11 protein-coding genes are annotated in these 17,879 nt (G+C 70.2%); 7 read left to right on the forward strand and 4 right to left on the reverse strand.

The genetic code is table 11. The annotated features are described in order from the left end of the window. Positions 1-48: 48 nt before the first annotated feature. From ACIBSW_RS10895 to ACIBSW_RS10905, 3 genes are read left to right on the forward strand one after another with little or no spacing between them, the layout of a single operon-like run. Positions 49-2,829 carry a ricin-type beta-trefoil lectin domain protein gene (locus ACIBSW_RS10895; protein ID WP_354725685.1) on the forward strand — a complete coding sequence of 927 codons (2,781 nt, stop codon included), beginning with the start codon at positions 49-51 and terminating at the stop codon, positions 2,827-2,829. 32 nt (positions 2,830-2,861) lie between these two features. Then, complete coding sequence (locus tag ACIBSW_RS10900) at positions 2,862-5,468, forward strand: glycoside hydrolase family 97 catalytic domain-containing protein (protein ID WP_354725687.1); 2,607 nt, start codon at positions 2,862-2,864, stop codon at positions 5,466-5,468. Positions 5,469-5,497: 29 nt separating this feature from the next. Then, entirely contained in the window at positions 5,498-6,442 is a 945-nt protein-coding gene (locus ACIBSW_RS10905) for a GDSL-type esterase/lipase family protein (protein WP_354725741.1), read from the forward strand. Here the strand turns inward: ACIBSW_RS10905 and ACIBSW_RS10910 are convergent, their stop codons facing one another. The 3 genes from ACIBSW_RS10910 to ACIBSW_RS10920 are packed head-to-tail and all read right to left on the reverse strand — an operon-like array spanning position 6,443 to position 12,613. Then, on the reverse strand, positions 6,443-9,436 hold the full coding sequence (locus tag ACIBSW_RS10910) for a DEAD/DEAH box helicase family protein (RefSeq protein ID WP_354725689.1): 2,994 nt from the start codon (positions 9,434-9,436) through the stop codon (positions 6,443-6,445). Continuing rightward, on the reverse strand, positions 9,433-10,659 hold the full coding sequence (locus ACIBSW_RS10915) for a restriction endonuclease subunit S (protein ID WP_354725691.1): 1,227 nt from the start codon (positions 10,657-10,659) through the stop codon (positions 9,433-9,435). The genes ACIBSW_RS10910 and ACIBSW_RS10915 overlap by 4 nt, the downstream gene beginning before the upstream one ends. After that, a complete protein-coding gene (locus tag ACIBSW_RS10920) occupies positions 10,649-12,613 on the reverse strand; it encodes a class I SAM-dependent DNA methyltransferase (protein WP_354725693.1) in 1,965 nt (654 codons plus the stop codon). Before ACIBSW_RS10920 ends, ACIBSW_RS10915 begins: the two co-directional genes overlap by 11 nt. A gap of 131 nt (positions 12,614-12,744) precedes the next feature. On the opposite strand from ACIBSW_RS10920, the gene ACIBSW_RS10925 reads away from it, so the two are divergent. The 4 genes from ACIBSW_RS10925 (at position 12,745) to ACIBSW_RS10940 (ending at position 16,785) form a co-directional block, all read left to right on the forward strand. Next, positions 12,745-13,764 carry a GDSL-type esterase/lipase family protein gene (locus ACIBSW_RS10925; RefSeq protein WP_354725695.1) on the forward strand — a complete coding sequence of 340 codons (1,020 nt, stop codon included), beginning with the start codon at positions 12,745-12,747 and terminating at the stop codon, positions 13,762-13,764. Further along, entirely contained in the window at positions 13,761-14,939 is a 1,179-nt protein-coding gene (locus tag ACIBSW_RS10930) for a cellulose binding domain-containing protein (protein ID WP_354725696.1), read from the forward strand. Before ACIBSW_RS10925 ends, ACIBSW_RS10930 begins: the two co-directional genes overlap by 4 nt. A 218-nt stretch (positions 14,940-15,157) precedes the next feature. Next, positions 15,158-16,378, forward strand: coding sequence for an Ig-like domain-containing protein (locus tag ACIBSW_RS10935; protein WP_354725698.1), 1,221 nt, complete (start codon positions 15,158-15,160; stop codon positions 16,376-16,378). A gap of 20 nt (positions 16,379-16,398) precedes the next feature. Then, positions 16,399-16,785, forward strand: a complete 387-nt coding sequence (locus ACIBSW_RS10940) for a GNAT family N-acetyltransferase (RefSeq protein ID WP_354725700.1) — start codon at positions 16,399-16,401, stop codon at positions 16,783-16,785. Between the two features lie 19 nt (positions 16,786-16,804). Here ACIBSW_RS10940 and ACIBSW_RS10945 read toward each other — a convergent pair whose 3' ends face one another. After that, on the reverse strand, positions 16,805-17,812 hold the full coding sequence (locus tag ACIBSW_RS10945) for a hypothetical protein (protein WP_354725702.1): 1,008 nt from the start codon (positions 17,810-17,812) through the stop codon (positions 16,805-16,807). Positions 17,813-17,879 lie beyond the last annotated feature (67 nt).

Here is a 17,879-nt window from a genome sequence, read left to right on the forward strand (position 1 = left end):
CCGACGAACAGCTCCTCCGCGCTTTCCCCGGACCGAAGGAGACCTGCCATGCATCCAGCCGTGCGCGGGCATCGGCTTCGCAGCCTGCTCGCCCTAGCCGCGCTGACCCTCACCACCACCGCCGCGGTGATCGCGGGTGCCGCACCCGCCTCGGCCGCGACGACGATCGCTCTCGACGGCGCGATCGCCGGCCGGACGTTCGACGGCGTCGGCGCGATCAGCGGCGGCGGCGGCAATTCCCGGCTCCTGATCGACTACCCGGCCGCGCAGCGCTCGCAGATCCTCGACTACCTGTTCAAGCCCGGCTACGGCGCCGCGGTCCAGCTGCTGAAGCTCGAGATCGGCGGGGACGGCAACTCCACCGACGGCTCCGAGCCCAGCCACCAGCATGTTCGCGGTGACATCAACTGCAACGTCGGCTACGAGTTCTGGCTGGGCGAGCAGGCCGTGGCCCGTAACCCGAACATCAGGCTCGCCGCGCTGCCGTGGACGGCGCCGGGCTGGGTCGGCAACCACAGCTTCTGGTCCCAGGACATGATCGACTACGACATCTCCTGGCTGAACTGCGCCCGGCAGCACGGGCTGACGATCAGCTACCTCGGCGGCTGGAACGAACGCGGCCACGACAGCGGCTGGTACAAGAATCTGCGAAGCTCCCTGAACGCGGCGGGCTTCGGGTCGGTGCAGATCGTCGGCGACGACACCGGCTGGGGCATGGCCGACGAGTTCGCCGCCGACCCGACGCTCAAGAACGCCGTCGGCGTGCTCGGCAACCATTACGTGTGCGGCTACCTGTCGCAGGCCGACTCCTGCTCCACCACCCAGAACGCGCGCAGCTCCGGGAAACCGCTGTGGGCCAGCGAGTTCGGCTCGCAGGACGACATGGCCGGCGTGGTCCCGTACATCCGCACGCTCAACCGCGGATACCTGGACGCGGAGATCACCGGATATCTGAACTGGCCGTTGATCGCCGCCATCACGCCGAATCTGCCGTACGCCACGGTCGGCCTGATGGACGCCGGATCACCGTGGTCGGGCGCGTACCGGGTCGGTAGGAACCTGTGGGCCAACGCGCACTACGCGCAGTTCACCCAGCCCGGCTGGCGCTACCTCAACAGCTCCGCCAGCGGCTACCTCGGCGGCAGCCGGGCCAACGGCAGCTACGTCTCGCTCAAGTCGCCCAACAACAGCGACTACTCCACCATCTACGAGACCAGCGGCACCACCGCCGCGCAGACGGTGAACGTGACGGTGTCCGGCGGCCTGAGCACCGGCACCGTGCACGTCTGGTCCACCGACATGGGCTCGGGCGACTCCGCCGACTGGTTCGTGAGACAGGCCGATATCGCCCCGGCCAACGGCTCCTACGCGCTGACCCTGCAACCGAACCGGATCTACACCGTGACCACCACCACCGGTCAGGGCAAGGGCACGGCGGCCGGCCCGGCGAGCCACGCGCTCGCGCTGCCCTACTCCGACGACTTCGACGGCTACCCCAGCCGGGCCCTGCCGCGCTACACCGAGGACATGCAGGGCGCCTACGAGGTACGGCCGTGCGCCGCGGGCCGCGGCGGGCAGTGCCTGCAACAGGTGGTGCCGGTGCAGCCGATCAACTGGCAGGACGACAGCGACGCGTTCACCCTCATCGGCGATCCCTCCTGGAGCGACTACACGGTCAGCACCGACCTGAACATGCAGCAGGCCGGCACCGTCACGCTGCTCGGCCGGGCCAACACCCAGAACCGGCCGCAGAACCGTCAGGCGGCCTACCAGCTGCGGATCAGCAACACCGGAGCCTGGTCCATCGCCCGCAACAACAGCGGCGGCGTCCTGACCACCCTGCTCACCGGCGTCCGGGCCGCGCTGGCCCTCAACAGTTGGCACACGATCACGCTCGGCTTCTCCGGCAACGAGATAACCGCGACCGTCGACGGCACCGTCCTCGGCCGGGCCACCGACAGTTCGTTCACCGCCGGCCAGGCCGGCGTCGGCGTGGTCGGCTACCAGACCAACCAGTTCGACAACCTGCGCGTCACCGCGAACGCCGCCGGCAGCCTGGCGGGCGTGCTCAAGGGCGCGGAGTCCGGCCGCTGCGCCGACGTGCCCGGCGCCGTCACCACCAACGGGACCAGGCCGGTGCTGTGGGACTGCACCGGCGGCACCAACCAGCGGTGGACCCTGACCCCGGCCCGGCAGCTGCAGATCCTCGGCACCAAGTGCCTCGACGTCGCCGCCGGCGGCACCGCGGACGGCACGGCCGTGCAGATCTGGGACTGCAACGGCGGCACCAACCAGCAATGGACCGTACGCGCCGACGGCACCGTCGTCGGCGCCGCCTCCGGCAAGTGCCTGGAGGCGAGCGCACACGGCACCGCGAACGGCTCGGCACTGGCGATCTGGACCTGCAACGGCGGGTCGAACCAGAGGTGGGCCCGCGGCGACACCGCCGGGATCCTGCGAGGCCAGGAGGCCGGCCGGTGCGCCGACGTGCCGGGGCTCAGCCAGACCAACGGCACCCGGCCCGCGCTCTGGGACTGCAACAACGGGCCCAATCAGGAATGGACGTCGACGACGGACGGGAGGCTGACGGTGTACGGCGCGAAATGCCTGGACGCCGTGGGAGGCGGCACCGCCGACGGCACCGCTGTCGACATCTGGGACTGCAACGGCGGCAGCCACCAGCGGTGGACCGTCGGCGCCGACGGCACGGTCGTCGGAGTCGGCTCCGGCAAGTGTCTCGACGCGGTCGGGCACGGCACCGCCAACGGCACCCAGCTGGTCATCTGGACCTGCAACGGCGCCGCGAACCAGAAGTGGTCCCGCAGCTGACGCTCTCTCCCCCGCGTGACAAGGAGTCCCCCATGCCACGATCCCCGCTTGCGCTCGCCCTGCTGCTACCCGCGGCCGCCGCCGTACTCGTCGCACCCGGGTCCGCGTCCGCCGCCACGACCTGGACGGTGGCCGGGCCGTCGGCCGGCTCGCCGACCGTCGCCCAGGTCGTCCTCGACGGCGGCAACCTGACGTTCGCCGTGTCCAGCGGCGGCCAGACGGTGCTCTCGCCGTCCCGCATCGGCATCGCCACCACCGCCGCCGACCTGACCACGAACCTGACGTTCACCCAGCGCGCCGACCGGACCGTCACCGAGTCGTACTCGATGACCACCGGCAAGCAGCGCAACCCGCGCACGACATACACCGAGTCCACCCTGTCGTTCACCGGCACCGGCGGCGCCCGCCTGGACGTGGTCGTACGCGCCTCCGACGCCGGTGCCGCCTACCGCTACGTCCTGCCGGGCAGCGGATCCGTGACGGTGAGCCGCGAGGCGTCGTCCTGGACGGTGCCGGCCGCGTCGAACGCCTGGCTGGTGCCGCCGCACTCGGAGGACCAGGGCAAGTGGTTCCAGTCGACGGCCGGTGGCGCGCCGACCGGCAGCAACTACCGGGTGCCCGCGCTGTTCGAGGTCGGCGGCCGGTTCGCGCTGGTCGCCGAGACGAACCTCGACGGCCGGTACGCCGCGTCCTATCTGACCCACCCGGCCGGGTCCGGGACGTACACCACCGCGCTGGCCGGTGGCATCACCACCACGCTGCCGCTGAGCACGCCCTGGCGCACGGCCGCGGTCGGCGACCTCGCCACCGTGACCACCTCGACGATCGTCGACGACCTGGCCGCGCCGTCGCGGGTCTCCGACACGTCCTGGGTCAGGCCGGGCACGGTCGCCTGGTCCTGGCTGACCGAGCACTCCAGCCCGTCGGACCAGAACCGGCAGCGGCAGTACATCGACTTCGCCGCCCGTAACGGCTGGGGCTACGTCCTCATCGACGAGGGCTGGTCCGCCACCTGGGCGCCGGACGTGGTCGCCTACGCCCGGTCCAAGGGCGTGCAGGTGATCCTCTGGTTCAACTCCGCCGACCTGCGTACCGCACAGCAGCGGGAGAGCTGGCTGCCGCAGATCGCGAGCTGGGGCGTCGCGGGCGTCAAGGTCGACTTCATCTACGAGAACACCCAGCCGACCCTGCAGTGGTACGACGCCATCCTGGCCCGCACCGCCGAGCTGCGCCTGATGGTGAACTTCCACGGCGCGGCGACCCAGCGGGGCCTGCAGCGGACCTGGCCGCACGTGATGACGGCCGAGGCGGTCTTCGGCGCCGAGCAGCAGCAGAACCGGGCCGCGTTCAACACCATCCTGCCGTTCACCCGAAACGTGGTCTCCAGCATGGACTTCACCCCGGTGGTGTTCAGCATGGCCAACCGTGACACCACCGACGCGCACGAGCTCGCCACGGCGATCGTGTTCGAGTCCGGCTGGCAGCACGACGCCGACAATCCGGCCAGCTACGAGGCGCATCCGGAGGCGTTGCGCGTCCTCGATCAGCTGCCGGCCGCGTGGGACGAGACCCGGCTGCTCGGCGGGCGCCCCGGCCAGGAGGCCTACCTGGCCCGGCGGTCCGGCGGGCGGTGGTACCTCGGCGGCATCTCGGCCCTGTCCGCCAAGACGTTCACCTCGTCGCTGTCGCTGCTCGGCGCCGGCCAGTGGCTGGCCGAGACCGTCCGGGACTCCGCCGGCGCGCTGATCCGCGAGACCCGGGTCGTCACGAGCGCCGACACGCTCAGCGTGCCGGTCGCCACCCGGGGCGGCTTCGCGACCATCGTCTGCCCCTACTCGGCCGGCATGACGACCTGCAACACCCGCAGCATCCCCGGCATCCTCAAGGGCAACCAGTCCGGCCTCTGCGCCGACGTGCCCAACTCCAACCAGGCCAACGGCACCCGCCCCGCGCTGTGGATCTGCAACGGCGGCGCCAACCAGGCCTGGACCGAGACCGCCGCGTCCCAGCTCACCGTGTTCGGCGGCAAGTGCCTCGACGTCAACGGCGGTGGCACCGCCGACGGCACCGCCGTGCAGATCTACGACTGCAACAACACCGCCGCACAGCGATGGACCGTCAACCCCGACGGCACGATCGTCAGCCCGGCCTCCGGCAAGTGCCTGGACGCCACCGGCGGTGTCGGCGCCGGCACCCTGCTGACCGTGTGGACCTGCAACGGCGGCGCCAACCAGCAGTGGTTCCGGTCGGCGAACGCCGGCGCCTACCGCGGCCAGGCCTCCGGGCGCTGCGTCGACGTGCCGGGCGGCAACCAGGCCAACGGCGTGCGGCCCGCCCTGTGGGACTGCAACGGCGGCAACAACCAGACCTGGATCTCCACCGCCACCAACCAGCTCGCCATCTTCGGCAACAAGTGCCTGGACGCCACCGGCGGCGCCACCGCCGACGGGACACCGGTCGAGATCTTCGACTGCAACGGCGGCGCCTGGCAGCAGTGGACGGTGCGCTCCGACGGCAGCGTCATCGGCGTCGGCTCGGGCAAGTGCCTGGACGCCGTCGGCGCGGGCACCGCCAACGGCACCCAGCTGCAGCTGTGGACCTGCAACGGCGGCGGCAACCAGCGTTGGCTCCGGCAGTGAACGGTCTCGAGGGAGAGGAACCCATGTCCATGAAACGACTGGCCCTGTGCGTCGCCGCGGCTCTGTGCGCGGCACTGACCGTGGCGGCACCGGCTGCGGCGGCGGAGTCCAACGGCGGCGTGCGCGTCATGCCGCTCGGCGACTCGATCACCGACGGCTTCAACGTGCCCGGCGGCTACCGCATCGGCCTGTGGCAGCGCCTCGCCGACGGCGGGCACCTCACCGACTTCGTCGGATCCGGCTCGAACGGCCCCGCGAGCCTCGGCGACCACGACCACGAGGGCCACTCGGGCTGGCGCATCGACCAGCTGGACGCCGACATCGTCGCCTGGATCCGGCAGGCGAACCCGCGCACCGTCCTGCTGCACATCGGCACCAACGACATCGGCCAGAACTACGACGTCGCCGGCGCACCGGGCCGGCTCTCCGCGCTGATCGACAAGATCCGCGTGAACGCTCCCCAGGTGCAGCTGTTCGTCGCCCAGCTGGTACCGACCGCCAACGCCGCCAACGAGCAGAAGACCCAGACGTTCAACGCCGCGCTGCCCGGCATCGTCGCGCAGAAGGGCCCGCTGACCCACCTGGTCGACATGCACTCCGCCCTGACCACCGCCGATCTCGCCGACGGGCTGCACCCCAGCGCGGGCGGCTACGACAAGATGGCCGCCCGCTGGTACGCGGCCCTGCAGTCGGTCCCAGGCAGCCTGGCCTCGCTGACGGCCCCGCCGGTGGGCGGCACGGCCCTGCTGTCCAACCCGCAGTCCCGGCGCTGCCTGGACGTCTCCGGCGACACGCAGGTACTGATCTGGGACTGCCACGGCGCGGCGAACCAGCAGTGGATCCGGTCCTCGGCCGGCGAGCTGCGCAGCGGCGGAAAGTGCCTCGACGTCAACGGCAACGGCACCGCCAACGGCGCGATCGTGCACCTGTGGGACTGCCACCGCGGCCCCAACCAGGTCTGGTCCGCGCGCTGATCAGGTGAGGCCGTGGCGGCGGCGGATCAGCCGGTACGCCTCGCTGCGGCCCAGCTGGTTCATGCGCCGGCGCAGCAGGTCGTCGTCCAGGTAGCGCTGCATCAGCTTGCCGTTGTCGTCGTGGCGGGACAGGATCACCGACTCGATGCGCCGGTCGAAGACGACGCCGAAGTTGTCCTCGTCGTTGACCAGCGCCGCCGCCTCCATCGTCTCGTCCTCGGTCATCGCGATGATCTGCTGCTCGTACCAGACCTTGTCGGCCTCGCCGAGGCCGAGGCCGAACCGGTCGTTGAGGTCGTCGATCAGCTCGGACAGCGCCATCCGGCCCGGATCGTGCTGCGGGCCGGCGCCGCCGCCGGTGAAGCCGGGCAGCAGGTGCTCGCCCTCGGCCGTCAGCGACGCGTCGTGCTCCCCGGTCCGGCTGACCCGCAGGTGGGTCAGCTGCACGTCGCCGATGTCGACGGACGGGTCGCCGCGGCGCGGCAGCCGGTTGAGCAGCGCGCGCCCGTACAGGTAGAGCCGTTCCAGGCCCTCGTCCTGGTACGGCACCACCTGGGCCAGGAACGCGTACATGCGGGTGTAGTCGCGCAGCGCGGCGCGGAAGCCGTCGGCGGCCTCCGGGGCGTCGGCGGCCAGGGCGACGTAGCGGTCGCGCGCCGGGTCGGTGAAGCGGTAGAGCGCCGCGTGCGCCTTCTGCAGCGCGGCGTCGTCCTTCGCCTTGCCGACGGCGGCGAGCAGAGCGTCGACGTACGCCTGCATCTCGGATTCCACCAGCAGCGCGTGCTCGGTGACCGCGTGCTCGGCGGTGTACAGCAGGTTCGGGTCGGTCGGCACCGTCGCGGCGGTCTCGAAGTACGGCTTGAACTGCTCGGTGACGTCGCCGGCCTCGTTGACGAAGTCCAGCACGAACACGTCGCCCTGCGCCTTGCGCGGTTGGGTGCGGTTGAGCCGGGACAGGGTCTGCACGGCGGCGACGCCCTTGAGCGGCTTGTCCACGTACATGGTGGTGAGCAGCGGCTGGTCGAAGCCGGTCTGGTACTTCTCGGCGACCACGAGGATCCGGTACTCGGTCCTCGTGCCGGCGTGCCTGTCGTCGGCGGCCGTGTAGGCGAACCGCTCCGGCAGCTCGCTCTCGCCGAACCCGTTCAGCCGCGCCTCGGTCACCTCGAGGCCGTCCAGGCTCAGGTCGCCGGAGAACGCGACGAGCGGCTCGCATCCGGCGTACCCGTTGATCTCGAGGTATTTCCGGATCGCGGTGTAGAGCCGGACCGCGGCCTCGCGCGACCCGGTCACCACCATCGCCTTGGCGCGGCCGCCGAGGCGCGGCGCGGTGTGCCGGCGGAAGTGCTCGACGATGATCTCCGCCTTCTGCGCCATCATCGTCGGGTGCAGCACCGCGAACCGGGCCAGCCGCGACGCCGCCTTGCCCGGGTCCACCTCCGGGTCGTCGGGATTCTGGTTGGCCAGCTTCCAGTACGACTTGTAGGTCACGTACTGCCGCAGCACGTCGAGGATGAAGCCCTCCTCGATCGCCTGCCGCATCGAGTAGGTGTGGAACGGGCGCATGTTCCCGTCCGCGCCCCGGGTGCCGAACAGCTCGAGGGTCTTCGGCTTCGGCGTCGCGGTGAACGCGAAGTAGGACAGCGTCTCGTGCCGGCCGCGCGCCAGCGCCGACGCGGTGAGCAGGTCGCCGTCGTCGTCGATGTCGTCGCTGCCCTTGCGCAGCAGCACCTTCTTCAGCGCGGTGGCGTTGTCGCCCGACTGCGACGAGTGCGCCTCGTCCACGATCACCGCGAACCGCCGGCCGCGCAGGTTGTCGACCTTCTCCAGGATGAAGGCGAACTTCTGCATGGTGCTGATGACGACCTTGGCGGTCTCCCCGGACAGCGCGGCGGCGAGCTGGTTGGAGTCCTTGTCGATGCGCTGCACCACGCCCGGCACGTGCTCGAACTGGAACACCGTGTCCTGCAGCTGCCGGTCCAGCACCACCCGGTCGGTGATGATGATGACCTTGTCGAAGACCGCCTCGTTCGCCGTGTTGTGCAGGCTGGACAGCCGGTGCGCCAGCCAGGCGATGGTGTTCGACTTGCCGGACCCGGCCGAGTGCATGACCAGATAGTTGTCGCCGGAGCCGTGCGCGGCGGCGTGCTCGGCGAGCGCGGTGACCGCGTGCCACTGGTGGTAGCGCGGGAAGATCAGCGCCCGCGACTCCTTGTCCGTGTGCAGGAACCGCCGGACCAGGTCCATCCAGGTGTCCGGGTGCCAGACCTGCTCCCACAGGTACGCGGTCCGGTAGCCCGGCGCCGCCGGGTTGCCCGCGCCGCCCGAGACCCCGGGGCCCTCCGAACCGGTGTTGAACGGCAGGAACCGGGTGTCGGCACCCGCCAGCCGGGTGGTCATGAAGACCAGATCAGGATCAACGGCGAAATGCACGAGGGTACGCCGGGAGAACAGCAGCTCCTTCGGATCCCGGTCGCGGCGGTACTGCTCCTTGGCGTCCTCGACGGTCTGCCGCGTCAGCGGGTTCTTGAGCTCCGCCGTGGCGAACGGGATCCCGTTGACGAAGAGGGCGAGGTCGAGGCTCTTGGCGTCGCGCTCGGAGAAGTACAGCTGCCGGGTCACGCTGAGCCGGTTCGCGCGGTACAGCCGCCACGCGTCGTCGGTGATCGAGTGCGCCGGCTCGAAGTACGCCAGCCGGAACTGGATGCCCTTGTCCTTGACGCCGCGCCGCAGCACGTCGAGGGGGCCGCGCTCGTCGAGCTGCCGGGCCAGATACTCCTGGAAGTGCCGCCTGGTCTCCGCCTCGCTGTCGCCGTGGTACGCGGCGAGCCTCGACCAGGCGGCGCCCTGGGTCGCCGCGAGGAACGCGAACAGCTCGGAGGTGTCCAGACCCAGCCGCCGGTCGTAGTTGCCCGAGCTGCCGCGCAGCCATCCCGACCCGAGCAGGGACCGCTCGATCGCCGCCTCGAACGCGGCCTCCTCGTGCACGCTCACGCCGCCACCCTCCCCCGCGCGGTGGTCACGTCCAGCCGGCCGGTCACCGCCGCCGTGATCAGCGCCTGCCGCCGCTCGGCCATCAGGTCGAGACCGTCGCCGATCCGGGCCGCGGCGCCCGCGTGCCGGGCACGGATCTCCTCGAGCTCGGCGGCCAGCCGCGCCCGCGCATCCGCGGGCACCCGCGGCACGACGACCTCGCCGATGTCCTGACCGCGCAGCTTGATCGTCTGGCCGGACTGGCCCCGCAGCAGCAGGGCGATCTGGTCGCGCACCGGGCGGCTGCCCCAGAGCTGCGCCAGGAGCGCGCCCGGCCAGCTGTCCGGCAGGCGTACCCGATAGAGGAGATCGCTGAGCAGCAGCCGCCGCCCGCCGGGTCGCGCGACCGCCGCGACGCCGACGAAGGCCGGCGAGCCGCTGCCGCGGGTCAGCAGCAGGTCGCCGTCGTGCAGCAGGTATCTCAGGTCGGGCCGGACGTCCGCCGGCAGGCGCTTGTGCGCCAGCGGGTCGAAGACGCCGCCGCTGACCGCGCTGGTGCGCAGCACCGCCCACTCGTCGGGGCCCGCCTGCGCGTCCTCGCACTGTGGACTCCAGCCCTGCTCGATGCCGCGCCACAGGTACCGCATCGCGACGGATCCGTGCGCGTCGAAGAGCTCCGAGACCTTCTCCGCGAGGACCGTCTCGGCGCGCTCGGCCAGCAGGGCGGCCTGCCGCTGTTTGGCGTCGCGGAGAACGCCCGCGCGCGCCAGCTCCGCGTCGAGGAACTCCGCGACGCGCCGCTGCTCCTCGACCGGCGGGAGGTCGATCGGGAAGTCGCCGATGTCGCCCGGGTTGACCGCCGGGTAGCTGACGCCGACCGACCTGGCCACGACGTGCTGCACGAAGGGTTCCGAGCGGCACAGGTAGTAGAGGAAGCCGGGATCCGCCCGCGGCCCCGCCTCGATCACCGCGAAGCCGGTGGAGAAGACCAGCGGCCGGTCCGAGCGCGGCACCCGGCCGATGGCCCGCAGGTAGGTCCGGACGGTGGAGACGACGGTCGCGCCGGCCGGCGCCAGCCGCCGCGCCCGCGACGGCGCGGCGCCGAACGCGGTGCTCGCCTCGGGCACGACGATGTTGCCCAGCCCGTCGACCGATGAGATGTCGATGTAGTGGAAGTCGTAGTCCGGGGACGTGGTCTCCTGCAGCGTCCGGCGGTTGATGTGCACGACGTCCTTAAGCCTCACCGGTCACCGCCCCGAGGAGGTCCCGGATCTGGGCCTCCAGGGCCAGGATCTCCGAGTCGATCTCCGCAAGCGGCCGCGGCGCCCGGTAGACGTGGAAGTGCCGGGTGAAGGGGATCTCGTAGCCGGTCTTCGTCTTGGACTCGTCGATCCAGGCGTCCGGCACGTGCGGGAGGACCTCCCGCGCGAGGTAGTCGTGGATGTCCTCGCTCAGCGGGACGTTCTCGTAGTCGCGCAGCTCCGCGTCCGGCAGCGGGGCGCCGGCGCGGTTGGTCTGCGCCTCACCATCCGGGTCGCTGACCGAGGACGCCTCCCACACGGCCTTCTCCACGGGCGCCGGCAGCTTCCCCAGCTCGGTCAGCCGCGCCGCGAACTCCGCGCGGGTGCCCGCCGTCGTGCCGATCATCGACTTCATCGCGGCCAGCAGCGCCTCGCTCTCGTCGTACCGGATGACGGCCCGGGCCTCGGCGAGCAGCGCGAGCGTCGCCTCGGTGACTTCGAAGCGCAGGCGCAGCGGGCGTTCGACGGTGATCCGCCGGTAGCCGAAGTCGGCGCCGCCGAAGACCTTCACCCGGGCGTCGCGCGGCCGGTCCGGGTCGCCGGCGGCGCCGAGCGCGTCGACGTATGCGCGCGTGAGCGCCGCGATGTGGTCGTCGTTGAGCATCTTGCGCTTGTCGCCGAGGCTCTTGGGCATCCTGACCCAGAACTCCCGGCCGTCGAGCAGCACGACCTTGTTGCGGCGTTGCGGGGTCTTGCGGTTGGTGAGGATCCAGAAGTACGTCGAGATGCCGGTGTTGTAGAAGAGCTGGTCCGGCAGCGCGACGATGCCCTCGAGCAGGTCGTTCTCCAGGATCCACCGGCGGATCTCCGACTCGCCGGAGCCGGCCGCGCCGGTGAACAGCGGCGAGCCGTTGAAGACGATCGCGAGGCGGCTGCCGCCGTCCTCCGGCCGCTTCATCTTCGAGATCATGTGCTGGAGGAAGAGCAGCGACCCGTCGTTGATCCGGGGCAGGCCCGCGCCGAAGCGCCCGGCGTGCCCGCGCGCCGCCTCGTCCTTGACGAACTTCTCGACCTTCTTCCACTCCACGCCGAACGGCGGGTTGGCGAGCATGTAGTCGAACCGCGCCTCCTCGTGGCCGTCCTGGCTGAACGAGTTGCCGAACGCGATCCGGTTGGGGTCGCCGCCCTTCATCATCATGTCGGAGCGGCAGATCGCGTACGTCTCGCCGTTGAGCTCCTGGCCGTAAACCTCGACCGTGGCCTGCGCGTTGTGCGCCTCGATGTGGTCCTGCGCCTCGCTGAGCATGCCGCCGGTGCCGCACGCCGGGTCGTAGATCTTGCGGACGATGCCGGGGGTGACCAGGTCGTCCTCGTCCGGGGCGAGCAGCAGGTTGACCATCAGCCGGATGACCTCGCGCGGGGTGAAGTGCTCGCCGGCGGTCTCGTTGCTGATCTCGGAGAACTTGCGGACCAGCTCCTCGAAGAGGTAACCCATCCGGTGGTTGCTGACCACGCTCGGCCGCAGGTCGATCTCGACGAACCGGCTGACCACCTGGTAGATCAGGCCCGACTCCTCCAGGCGAGAGATCTGCGGGTCGAAGCCGTACTTGTCCAGGACGTCGACCGCTCCGGGCGAGAAGCCGCCGATGTACGACCGCAGGTTGGTGGCCACGTTGTTCGGGTCGCTCACGACGGTGCGGAACGTCAGCTCGCTGGTGTTGTAGAAGCTCCGCCCGGACTCCCGGCGCAGCACCGGCTCGACGTTCTTGACCCCGGCGTCCCGCAGCTGGGCGTAGCGCGCCAGGACCGCGTCCTTGGTCGGCTCGAGCACCGAGTCCAGGCGGCGCAGCACGGTCAGCGGCAGGATCACCCGGCTGTACTCGGACTGCTTGTAGTCGCCGCGCAGCAGGTCGGCAACCGACCAGATGAAGTTCGCCAGCTTCTGGTGATCGGTCACCGGCACAGGGTACGCGCGCCCACCGGCTCCCGGTCAGGGCACACGCACCCGTTCGAGGGAGTCGGAATCGATTGACATCGATCGAAGCTCGCACGAGACTGGGAGCGCTCCCAATCTGAGGGGATCGTGTCATGCGACGTCGGCCCGTGGTGCTCGCCCTGACGGTGCTCCTTGCCCTCGCCCCGGCGGCCCCGGCCCGGGCCGCGGCCGGCGACGGCACGCCGGGCGACACCAACATCAGCTTCGTCGGGCGCTGGAACCGGACCAACGCCGCGGCCTTCGTGCCCTACTGGGCCGGCGCCTACCTGCGGGTCGGCTTCACCGGCAGGACGGTGAAGCTCCGGCAGCGCAACACCGTCGACCTGTGGGCCAGCATCGACGGCGGCGCGTTCACCGCGTTCCGCGGCTCCGGCACGGTCAACCTGACCCCGGCGGCGCTGGCCGCCGGCAACCACACGCTGATCGTGAGCTACCGGCAGGTGGCCGGCTCCTACACCGGCGACGCGGTCTTCCAGGGCCTGACCCTCGACGCCGGCGCCGCCACGTTCAAGGCGCCGGCCCGGGCTCGGCTGGTCGAGTTCATCGGCGACTCGATCACGGCGGGCACGACGAGCAGCCGGCTCGCGGTGACCGGGTACGGCTTCAAGGTCGGCGAGCGGCTCGGCTACGACCACACCCAGATCGCGATCGGCGGCATGTGCCTGTCCGAGACCACGGACGGGTGCTGGGCGCACGAGACCCGCTACTGGATGTCCAGCGGCGGGCAGGCCGGCACCGACGCGTGGGACTTCTCCCGCTACACCCCCGCCGCCGTCGTGATCAACCTCGGCACCAACGACAAGAGCCACGGCGTGAGCGGCGCGAACTTCCAGGCGAAGTACCTCGCCTTCCTCACCCGGATCCGGGCGAAGTTCCCGAACGCCCGGCTCTACGCCCTGCGCACGTTCATCGGCCGGTACGCGGCGGAGACGCAGGCGGCGGTGCGGGCGCGCAACGCCGCGGGCGACGCCGGCGTGTTCTACGTCGACACGACGGGCTGGCTGCCGGCGGACGGCCTCAGCGACTCGGTGCACCCCAACGACAAGGGCCACCAGGCCGTCGCCGACCGGCTCGCACCCGTCCTTTCCGCGAGCCTGGGACGGCTGCGATGACGGCGTCCCGGGCGCCGCTCACGGTCCTCGCCGCCGCGGCGCTGACCGTCGCGGCCGGCGGCCTCGGCGTCGCCACCGCGCGCGCGGCCGCGCCGGCGTGCGGCGTCATCTACCGGATCACCAGCCAGTGGGCCGGCGGCTTCGGCGCCGACGTCACCGTCACCAACCTGGGCGACCCGGTGACCGGCTGGACCCTGGGCTGGGCGCTCGCTCCCGGGCAGGGCATCACGCAGGCGTGGAACGCCGCCGTCAGCGTCTCCGGCACCGCGGTCACCGCCACGAACGTGGGCTACAACGGCTCGGTGGCCACCGGGGCGTCCGTGAGCTTCGGCTTCAACGGCACGTGGAGCGGCAGCAACCCGGTGCCGTCGTCGTTCACGCTCAACGGCACCGCCTGTGCCGGTTCGCAGCCGCCGTCACCGACGCCGACGCCGTGCACCGGCCCGAGCACCCCGCCGGCCACGCCGGCTCCGGCCGTCAAGGTCTGGCTGGCCGGCGACTCCACGATGATGAACGCCGGCACCTGCCCGATCGGCTGGGGCGGTCAGCTCGCCGCGTACTTCACCGCCGGCGTCACCGTGCAGAACAGCGCCGTCGGCGGCCGCAGCATCCAGACCTGGCTGTACGAGGGCAACGTGACCGGCACGAAGAACGCGGCCGGCGAGTGCACGCTCAGCTCGACCGCCTACAGCTCGCGGTGGACGGCGATGCTGGACGGCTTCCGGCCCGGCGACTACCTGTTCATCCAGTTCGGCATCAACGACGGCGACCCGGCCTGCCCGCGGCACGTCGGCACCGCGCGCTTCAAGGAGCTGCTCGGCGTGATGGCGTCGGCGGCGAAGGCCCGTGGCGCGCGGCCGGTCCTGGTCACCCCGGTGGCCGCGATCACCTGCAGCGGCGCCACCGCCGTCGGCAACCGCGGCTTCGTCACCGAGACGAAGGACGCCGCCGCCGCCAACGCGGTCCCGGTGATCGACCTGCACGCCCGCAGCGTGGCGCTGTACAACTCGCTCCGGCTGTGCCCGAACAACGGCGACTACACGACCGGCGCCGTCGGCGCGTTCTTCTGCAACGACCACACCCACTTCGAGGCCGCCGGCGCGCGGCAGATCGCAGGTGTGATCACCGCCGCCCTGCGTGAGCAGAACCTCCCGCTCGCCGCCTACTTGAAGTAAGCCGTTCCGGTCATATCGGTCGGCCGAACGGCCCACCGCCACGATCGGGGCTCGATGCGGTGTACCGCAGTAGATCCATATCTGCCAAGATGGGCCTCCACCAGAGCCCATCCGGACAGTTCGATCGACTCGGCCGGCAACCGTTTCGACCCGCTGTCGCGTCTTTGACTTGTACGGCCACGGATGGCGCCGACCGGGACCCCTCGATTGTGAGAGCGATGATTCAGCGACGTAACGTCATCATCGGCGCACTGGGCATCGCCGCCGCCGCGGCGGCCGCCGGGTGCTCCTCCTCACGCCGCACGTCCGGCGCCGGCGGCTGGGTCGAGCCCGTCGCCGAGACCGAGCTGGCCGCCGCGGTCACGCTGAGCGTGACGCCGGAGAGCGGCGCCACCGGGGTGTCGCCGGTGAAGCCGGTCGTCGTCGCCGCCGCGGGCGGCACGCTGCAGTCGGTCACCGTCACCGCCGGCAAGACGACGATCAGCGGCGCCATGCAGGCCGACGGGACCTGGCTGGCGACCGACGAGCTCGCCTACGGCAAGACCTACAAGGTGGTCGCGACGGCCACCGACCCCAAGGGCACGTCGAGCGAGCACACCTCCACCTTCACCACGGTGAAGCCGGAGAACCTCGCCCGGGTCGCGTTCCAGGCCAACGCGATGAGCTCCCTCAAGACCGGCAACAAGTACGGCGCCGGCCAGCCGGTGATCATCGCGTTCAGCCGCGCCGTCAACAAGGCCGCGGCGGAGAAGGCCATCGAGATCGAGACCACGCCCAAGGTCGACGGCAAGTTCTTCTGGAAGGACAGCAAGACCGTGCACTGGCGGCCGGCGAAGTACTGGACCGGCGGCACGAAGATCAAGGTGAGCGTCAAGGCGTTCGGCGTGAAGCTCGGCAAGACGACATATGGGGCGAAGAACGCGTCGACCCACTTCGAGATCGGGCGCCAGCTGATCGCGATCAGCGACTACAAGACGCGCATGACGAAGGTCTACATCAACGGCAAGCTGGTCCGCACCATGAAGTGCAGCCTCGGCAAGGGCGGCGGCACCACCGGCTCGAACGGCGAGCAGATCAACTACTGGACCACGGGCGGCCCGCACGTCGTGCTCTCCAAGGAGCGCGTGCACAGCATGAGCTCGGAGAGCTACGGCGTCACCGATCCGAAGGACCCGAACTACTACGCCCCCGAGGACATCGAGTACTGCACCCGGATCACCTACTCCGGCGAGTTCCTGCACGCCGCGCCGTGGAACCGCTCGCTGGGCCGGGCCAACCTGTCGCACGGCTGCATCAACCTCAGCACGGCCGACGCCAAGTGGGTCTACGAGAACTTCCTGATCGGCGACATCGTCGACGTCAAGCGCAGCCCCCGCCCGGTCCAGGTCTGGAACGGCCTCGGCGACTGGTCGGTCTCCTACCGCAAGTACGGCAGCTGACCCGCCCGAGCCCGGAGCTCGTGCCCCGGTTCACGGTCGACGATCGCGAGCTCAGTGCCTTGCACGCACGGGCCTTCGGCGGCGACTCCGGCGAGGTCCGGCCGTGGTCGCAGCGGCTGGAGCGGCACGCGCTCACCTGGATCGGTGCCTTCGAGGACGACCGGCTCATCGGGTTCGTCCAGGTCTGCTGGGACGGCGGCAGCCACGCCTTCCTACTCGACACCGCCGTCGATCCCGAAAGGCAGCAGCACGGCATCGGCGCCGCCCTGGTCGAGGCCGCCGCCGAGGAAGCCCGCGCCGCCGGATGTGAATGGCTACACGTCGACTTCGAACCGCACCTAGAGCACTTTTATCTCAACAAGTGTCATTTCCAGGCAACCCATGCCGGACTGATGCGCCTGAAGTAGGGCCGTCGGACGGTGAACCCTATAGCTCTGGAAATTCGGCTCTGAGCCGTGCAAACAGGGTCACGTATTCAGGGCCGTAAACAATCGCGGCCGCGTAGATTGTCTCGATTGCAGCTCGCGTCGCGTTCCGTTGTCCCGCCGCAGCCAACGCCGATATTGCATACGCTTGCCGCGAAACTCGGCGCTTATCGTTATCCGTGCCAGTCACGATTCTCTTCACAGTGCTGCGCGGCACCGCGTCGACGAGCAACTCCATTGCCTTGAGCTCGTTACTGAATGGCTTGGGAGTGGGTTTTCCTTGGCGAAGGCAATCCAAGGCGGGCATAAGCGGCGGAAGATCCACCATCCCTGCTTTGGTAAGCGCATGCATTGCCGCCCAACCCGCTACTCTACGTTGGAGTTGCACCTTTGACTTCACCAGAACCGTCACAAGTTCGCTGTCCAGCTTGGCCAGTTCCGCACGACGACGGGCGTCATCTTCGCTGGACGGTTTTCTGGAAATGCTCCACCGGCTCGGCGATTTTTCGACCCGCCCGCGATGCCAGGACTTGGCCACTTCGCTGGTTTGGCGGACGATTCTATCGTCGGCGACTGGAGCGGGCCAGAATTGGAGCAGGTACTCATCTGGCGATATGTCCTCGACAAGCGTGCCCTCAAGCTTGCCTTCGTCCATATCGCAGGCGCAATAACGCACGCGATAAGCGCCCTGCGGGAGATCGAGCGGGTATCGCGAACCGCACCATTCCTTCAGGGCAACACCTTCGCCTGACGCCGCAAAGGAAACCTCGACGACGTCGCCCCATTTGCTGCCGAGCTTCGGCCGTCGATCATGCAACTCCACTGTGAAGCCGACACTGCCATCTTGTAGGCCGGTAACAAGAAAGAGTCCGCCGGGTGTGGCCGCACCGCATATGCCATTCGTCTGCCCATTGAATGGATCTCCTGGCACGACATCGTCAGTTGGATCCGACAGGACATAGATCTGCGAATAGTCAACATGGACTGCCCTCTTGAGCAATACCGACATATCGTGACGATACCAACGACAGGGTCGGCTCGCCGCGGACTTCGCACGGCCCGCCGACGGGAACACT

The organism is Actinoplanes sp. NPDC049668 (genome assembly GCF_044465445.1).
In the GTDB taxonomy this organism is placed as follows: domain Bacteria; phylum Actinomycetota; class Actinomycetes; order Mycobacteriales; family Micromonosporaceae; genus Actinoplanes.